A 4194-nucleotide genomic window follows, 5' to 3' on the forward strand; every position below is an offset into this window, starting at 1 on the left:
CTTTTGCAGGTTCTCGCATTTGAAGAACAGTTCGGCCCCGGTCAGATCGTTCAGGAATTGCGAGGTCAGAACCGGCGTCCGATGCACATGCGGCGCAATCCGTTCCCGCGCCACAAGCATGTCAGAAAGCGTCGGGATATGAGGCGTATCGAGCATGTCGGTCAGCCTTTCCATGTTGGGAATGGGCGCGCGCCAATTCTTGGCGCGCGCGTGGGATCAGGCGGCAATACCGGGTGCGGGGGTGTCGGCCAGATATTTCATGGCCACGCCGACGCCACCCGTGGCATGAGGCACGCCTGCCTTGCCAAGTGCCAGTTCCACACCCGACAGCGCCCCGATCAGGGTCAGATCGTTGATGTCGCCCAGATGACCGATGCGGAAGATCTTGTCGGCGACTTTCGACAGGCCACTGCCCAACGAGATATTGTAATGCTTCAATGCCTCGGCGCGGAGATTGTCGGCGCTGTGCCCTTGCGGCATGACCACGGCGGTCAGCACGCCGCTTTCATGGCCCTGACGGTTGCAAAGCACCTCAAGATTCCATGCACGGACGGCGGCGCGGGTGGCGGCGGCATGGCGCTGGTGGCGGGCAAAGACGTTGTCCAGCCCCTCTTCGTGCAGCATGTCGATGGCTTCGACCAGGCCGTAAAGCATGTTCGTCGCCGGGGTATAGGGGAAATAGCCCTTGGTGTTGATGCCGACCATGTCCTGCCAGTCCCAATAGGAACGACGCATACCACTGGTTTTCGACAGCTCCAGCGCCTTGGCGCTGACCGCGTTGAAGCTGATGCCGGGCGGCAGCATCAGACCCTTTTGCGAGCCCGAGACCGCCACATCCACGCCCCATTCGTCGAAACGGAAATCGACCGAGGCGAGGCCCGAAATCGTGTCCACCATCAGCAGGGCCGGATGCCCGGCCGCGTCGATGGCCCGGCGCACATCCGCAATGGGTGAAACTGCCCCGGTCGAGGTTTCGTTGTGGACGACGCAGACCGCCTTGATCTCGTGCCCGGTATCGGCGCGCAGATGCTGTTCGATCTGATCGGCATCTGCGCCGGCCCGCCAGTCTCCGACGATGAATTCCGGGCGGATACCCAGCTTTTCGGCCATCTTTTTCCACAGCGACGCGAAATGCCCGGTTTCATACATCAGGACGCGGTCGCCCTCGGACAGCACGTTGACCAGTGCCGCTTCCCAGGCGCCCGTCCCCGAGGACGGGAAGATCACCACGTCCTGCGCGGTCTTGAAGATGGATTTGATGGATTTCAGCGACTTCAGGCCAAGATCGGCGAATTCCGGGCCGCGGTGATCGATGACCTGAGCCGACATGGCCCGCAAGACGCGATCAGGCACAGGGCTGGGTCCGGGAATCTGCAGGAAGTGACGACCGGCGACATGGGTCATGATTTGTCCTCTCGAAAACGAACTGTAATTATGAATGCATAATTACGATTAAAGCGTCAAGGGCGATCGGTGCCGCGTTCACGGCACCGCAAAGCTTCATCCGGCTAGCACGATGAAAATCACCCAAAGCAGAGCAGGCGCGATAAGCGTGACCAGCGCGCCATAGCCAAGCAGTTGGCGATAGAAGACCTGCTTATCGATGCCCTGTGAGTTGGCGAGCACGAGTGCACCACTGGTCGAGAAGGGGCTGACATCCACAATGGTCGATGCAACCGCCATGCCTGCCACGAATGCAACCGGGCTAACTCCTGTGCCAGCCTGCAGGAAGGGAACGGCTAAGGGGATCAATGCCCCCAGAAGGGCCGTGGACGACGCAAACGCCGATACGACGCCGCCAATGTAGAAAAGCAGCAAGGCCGCCAGCATCGGCGATGCCATGGTTGCAACGCTATTGCCGATGAAATCGATGGTGCCCATCTTTTCCAGCACCGCGATATAGGTGCCCACGCCGGTGATCAGCATTATCTCTGGCCATGCCACTTGCGCCATGGCACGCTTTTGCACGTTCGGTTGCGCAAGTGCGATGACCAGACCGATGCTAAGCGCGACGAAGCCGATATCGGCCTTGAACGCCAGAACCAGGACAGCAAGCAAGACCAGACCGAAGACAGTGACGATCTGATAGGGGTTGCCGTCCCGGTGATTGCCTTCCTCGACCTCGGCAACCAGCTTGTTTGAATGGCCACCGCCTTCACGGCCGATCCGGGGGCTGATCGCCTCGGCCTCGCTGTCGCCAAAGATTTGCGGGCCGGTGGCCGGACGCGTGATCTCGACATGCGGCACGATGATCTTCTCGTCCATGTCGACGCGGGCCTGCATTAGCTTGCGCCCGCCCAGCACGAAGAACAGCAGAAGCACGCAGGCAGCGTTGGCGACAAAGCTTGCGGCGAATGTCACCATTTCGTTCAGGGGCAGACCAGCGCGTGCCACGACGCCATTGGTGATGCCACCAAAGATGCCGATGGGCGAAAACGCCCCGGCGGATGCGCCCTGCGCCACCATCATCCCCATCAGAAGGGGCGAGATGTGATAGCGGAATGCAAAGCTTAGCGCGATGGGCGCGACGATGGCGACAGCGCCGGGTGTGACGGCGCCGATCGCAGTCAGCATCGCGGCAATCCCGAACATGATCCATGGGATCAGGCCGATACGCCCCTTGACCGCACGAACCGCGCTGCGGACCAGCCAGTCGATCGTGCCGTTGTTTTGCGCCAGCGCAAATAGCCAGGTGATGCCGGCCAGCGTCAGGAACAGGCCACTGGGAAAGCCGGCGATGATTTCCTTCGCGGTGTCGCCCATCAGCATCGTGCCGACGATAAACGCACCGACAAAGGCCAGAACCCCGATATTGATCGGCAAAGCTGTTGCAACGACGAACATCGCGACCAGCATGAATATTGCGATTAGATGATGTGTCATGAGCGGCCTCCCTTCCACTGCATGTCAATGAAATGCGATCCTCCTCCGCATTGTCATTTTGCATTCAATAATGAATAATGAATCAATTCGTAGGCGGTGGGATCGTTTCGCGTCAAGCGTTTCGGCAGACCCGATTAGAAAAACACATCATCACGCCGACTGGGCCGGAAAGGACTTTCAGATGAATTACGCGCAGAAATCAGGACTTAGGGTCGATGAGACGCTGGCGAATTTCATCAGTGACCGCGCCTTGCCCGGCAGCGGCGTCGATCCCCAGCGTTTCTGGGATGGTCTGTCGCAATTGCTGCACGAATTCGGCCCCCGCAACCGCGCCCTGCTGGACAAGCGCGATGAACTGCAACTGGCCATCGACGCTTGGCATATCGGCCAGCGCGGCAAGGCTTGGGATGCCGGTGCATACCGCGATTTCCTGACCGAGATCGGCTATCTGGTCCCCGAAGGCGATGCGTTCCAGATTGAGACCCCGGCGACCGATCCCGAATTTGCCAGCGTGGCAGGCCCCCAATTGGTCGTGCCGATCACCAATGCCCGCTATGCGCTGAACGCCGCCAATGCCCGGTGGGGCAGCCTGTATGACGCGCTTTATGGCACCGATGCCATGGGCGATCTGCCGCAGGGCAAGGGCTATGACGCTCAGCGGGGCGCCCGCGTCATTGCCTGGGGCCGTGATTTTCTGGACGGCGCCGCGCCTTTGGCCGAAGGGTCCTGGGCGGGGATCGACGGGCTGTCGGTCAAGGACGGCGCGCTGGTTCCGGCGCTGCGCGACGGCGCCAAATTCGCGGGTCATATCGGCGATGCCGCAAAGCCCAGCGACATCTTCCTGAAAAACAATGGCCTGCTGATCCGCATTACGGTGAACGCGTCCACCCCGGTCGGCGGTCAGGACAAGGCGGGCATTTCGGACATCGTGCTGGAATCGGCACTGTCGGCCATCATCGACTGCGAGGATTCGGTGGCCTGCGTCGATGGCGAGGACAAGGCGCTGGCCTATGCGAACTGGCTGGGGTTGATGGACGGCTCGTTGACCGAAAGCGTTGAAAAGGGCGGCAAGACCTTCACCCGCAGCCTGAACCCCGACGTGACCTTCACCGGGCCGGACGGCGCGGACGTGACGGTCAAGGGCCGCTCGCTGATGCTGGTGCGCAATGTGGGCCATCTGATGACCACGCCCGCCGTTCTGGACCGCGACGGCAACGAGGTGTTCGAGGGGCTGCTGGACGCCATGGTCACCGCGCTGTGTTCGATGCGCGATCTGGCGAAAACCGGGCCTAAAAACTCGGTCACCGGCTC

General features: G+C 61.0%; 3 protein-coding genes and 1 pseudogene. 1 reads left to right on the forward strand and 3 read right to left on the reverse strand.

What is annotated here, in order from left to right; all coding sequences use genetic code 11:
• The 3 genes and pseudogenes from FN835_RS21735 to FN835_RS20870 all read right to left on the reverse strand — a co-directional run.
• Window positions 1-156, reverse strand: a pseudogene (locus tag FN835_RS21735) (threonine/serine dehydratase); the annotation flags it as partial.
• A gap of 60 nt (window positions 157-216) precedes the next feature.
• Entirely contained in the window at window positions 217-1404 is a 1188-nt protein-coding gene (locus FN835_RS20865; RefSeq protein WP_142665152.1) for a pyridoxal-phosphate-dependent aminotransferase family protein, read from the reverse strand.
• Window positions 1405-1500: 96 nt separating this feature from the next.
• The gene (locus FN835_RS20870; RefSeq protein WP_142665153.1) at window positions 1501-2883 is read right to left on the reverse strand and encodes an SLC13 family permease; all 1383 of its coding nucleotides are present in this window, start codon (window positions 2881-2883) and stop codon (window positions 1501-1503) included.
• A gap of 181 nt (window positions 2884-3064) precedes the next feature.
• Between FN835_RS20870 and FN835_RS20875 the strand changes: the two genes are divergently transcribed.
• On the forward strand, window positions 3065-4194 hold a 1130-nt coding region (locus FN835_RS20875; protein WP_484217492.1), incomplete at its 3' end, for an aldolase/citrate lyase/malate synthase family protein.

Origin of the sequence: Paracoccus laeviglucosivorans, assembly GCF_900182695.1 — a bacterium.
In the GTDB taxonomy this organism is placed as follows: Bacteria; Pseudomonadota; Alphaproteobacteria; order Rhodobacterales; family Rhodobacteraceae; genus Paracoccus; species Paracoccus laeviglucosivorans.